Annotated in this window: 2 protein-coding genes and 1 pseudogene; all 3 read left to right on the top strand. The window is 52.1% G+C overall.

Annotation, left to right across the window (positions count from 1 at the left end):
* The coding region (locus BG55_RS07280) for a VRR-NUC domain-containing protein (RefSeq protein ID WP_034936002.1) at nucleotides 1-1,185 on the top strand (1,185 nt) is incomplete at its 5' end.
* A gap of 9 nt (nucleotides 1,186-1,194) precedes the next feature.
* Entirely contained in the window at nucleotides 1,195-2,427 is a 1,233-nt protein-coding gene (locus BG55_RS07275) for a DUF3396 domain-containing protein (protein ID WP_034935999.1), read from the top strand.
* A gap of 104 nt (nucleotides 2,428-2,531) precedes the next feature.
* A pseudogene (locus tag BG55_RS23495) lies at nucleotides 2,532-2,654 on the top strand (type VI secretion system Vgr family protein); the annotation flags it as partial.

The raw sequence follows: 2,654 nt of genomic DNA, 5'->3' as shown, positions 1-2,654 counted from the left end.
GAGAAACAATCACGTTTGCCGACGACCAGCAACCGCCAGTATTTACATATAAAGGTGGAGTACGCGATGCGTTTTCCACGGCTGTCGGCAGAAATCCGTCGCAACGGAAAAAGCTACCAGATGAGCCTGAAGCAACTGATGCTGAGTGGGCTTATTCGTGTGGATGAGATCGCCCACGATTACCGGTGGTGGTACAAAGCTGAAGTTCCGTTTGATATGCGTACCGCTCCGCCACGCCCGTTTCTCAGCAGCACGTTACTGGACGAAGGTGCAGGCAGGCGGCACACCACCAACCCCTTCCCGGTGCCGGGTAAAGGGATTTACCGGCGTCCGGATGTCATTATTGTAAAAAACATGAATGACTGCTGGCCGGGGCTTGCCGGGCCGGATACGGAAGGCAAGATGCATGCTGATAATCTGGAGCGCCTGGTAGAGGTGAAGTTTCCGGGGGACGAACTTGGTCGCCGACAATATGATGAATATATGCAAATTGTTGGCAGAAATCGTAAGCGCATGACTATCCTGGAGATCCACGACTGCCGTTCTGAAGAGCAGCAGTGGAGCGATCAGGTCGTTAATGTGACGATGAAAGCCTGGAAAACCAGCGGGGCAAAGTACTGGCCACTGTTCCTTTACCCGCCTATTTTTACCCCACGCCCACCGGCAACTCCGGTGCCTGCGAAAGTTGAACCGTGGACGTATGCCGGAAAAGCCGTTGCTGACCTCAGCGAAGGGGTTGTTAACAATATGGCTGCCGGCTGGCATGCACTGTCAGAAGAAATGCAGCAAAAGCTCAGCCAGGTCGCGGGCTGGCTGAATGACAGTGGGGAATGGGTATACTCTCAGGGGCATCAGGCATGGCGCTGGGTCAGTCAGACCGGGCGTGCAGCGGCATCATGGTCGGATGAACAGCTTCGGGCTGCGTGGCTTAAAATCCAGCAAGCCACCGATATGACGCAGGATATGCTGGAACAGGTCGACTGGGTTCAGATACTGACGGATGTGGCCGTCACGGTTGGCGTGGTGCTTGTCACAGTCGGTGTAGGGGCGTTGGTGGTGACGTTGGGTGTCCCGGAAGCCATGCTGGCCGCGTTTTTACTGATTATTCGGCTGGCGATAACTGCCTGGGAAGCGCTGGCGGCGGTTCTGGGAGCCGGAACCGTCGGTGCGCTGGCAATCCAATAAGGAATGATAATGGAACTGAATGACCTGGATCTGCATTATATCGAGAAGTGGCTGCCGGAAGCGTCCGTGAAGTACAGGGATGGCAGCCAGGCGGTAAATCTTGGGCTGATAATTACCGTATTTTTTAAAGAGGGTCATACGCCGGAAGTCCGCCGCAAGATGGTGGAGTGTGTGGATCGCTATTATGCAGAATTTAAACCGCATCTGAAAAAAACACTGCCCCTAAAGAAATGGACTGCGATAACAGAAAAAAATTACGCTAAGCAACGGCAGGAGATACTGGACTCTTCTCCGGAAGGAATATTCGACTGGATACTTAGTAGTGGAACTGAATCGTATCTGGCTCCCGATTATGAAGTATTCATTATGGGGAAACGAATTTTCCATAATGATAATGATCGCTCCGTTATTAAGCTGGTATTCCCGCTTTCCCTACTAAAAGAATCTGAAGGAAAGGAACGTTATCAATCCTGGTTGATGTGGCTGTGTAATACCTTCAGCGTTGAAAGTGGTTATGCGGGTTTGTCATTTATTCTGCCCTATGCGTTCGAACGCATGTTCCCTTACGAATACAAACTGGCCCTGCGTTTTCCTGGTGTGATGGTGGATTCTCTGGGAACACTTGAGGGTGGCGAGGCTGTGGAGGGTCTCAAAGGCCCCTGCTGGTATACCATTCTGGGCAATCCCTGGCTGGAAAAACTTGGTGGTGCAGAGAAACTGGCTCACCGACTGAAGAACACCCCTGAGATTGAACTGTTGCCCTATAATGACGGGCTTATTCTTAAAGCCGGAGAACTACCGCCAGCTCTGGGTGAGGCGAAAACTGAAGAGCTACCCCGATTGCTGGTGAAAGTGAATCAGTTAATTAAACCTATTAGATACGATGGGCATAACGGCCTGCATTTCTACTCCGAACACGAAAACTTCCAGTTTGACAAAGAATCAACGATGAAATGGTACAGACGCTTCGATGAAGCCAGTGCCGCGCTGGATAAAGACGATGAAGGTAAGTCCTGGGAGCCGGTCAGGATCACCTGCTGGAGCGGAGAAAAATCGCCGTTCGACGGTCGATGGGCCACCATCATTAACGGAACGACGCAGTACACCCACACCCGCGCCGGGCAGATTATGCCGGATTTTGAAGACAAGCATGGTCAGAAGCACCGCGCCAGCTGGACTCTCCTGGAGCGTGATGATGGTGGTAACGTTTTCGCGGTGAAAACGGATGCGGGCAATCGTTAGTGGGCCACAACACTTCTTCGCTGTGCGGACATACCTGTTAGCAATAACACCTGATCCCGGTAAAGGCATAAGCCATGAGCCCCCCCCCCCTCGATAACTGGCTGGCGCTGGAAGCTGATATTGCCAGTCAGATAGCGATGTTTAATGAACGTCTGAAACCACTTAATGAAGTCATTCACTTCACGGCACCAGAGGGTATGGCGTTTACCAGTGGTGAGCACCTGCAA

The sequence above is a fragment of the Erwinia mallotivora genome, from assembly GCF_000590885.1.
Classification (GTDB): Bacteria; Pseudomonadota; Gammaproteobacteria; order Enterobacterales; family Enterobacteriaceae; genus Erwinia; species Erwinia mallotivora.
This window is presented reverse-complemented; position numbering and strand designations above follow the sequence as displayed.

Bases quoted from the DNA above. Each gene is read 5' to 3' on its own strand.
- BG55_RS07275 (WP_034935999.1), top strand. From the start codon at position 1,195: ATGGAACTGAATGACCTGGATCTGCATTATATCGAGAAGTGGCTGCCG.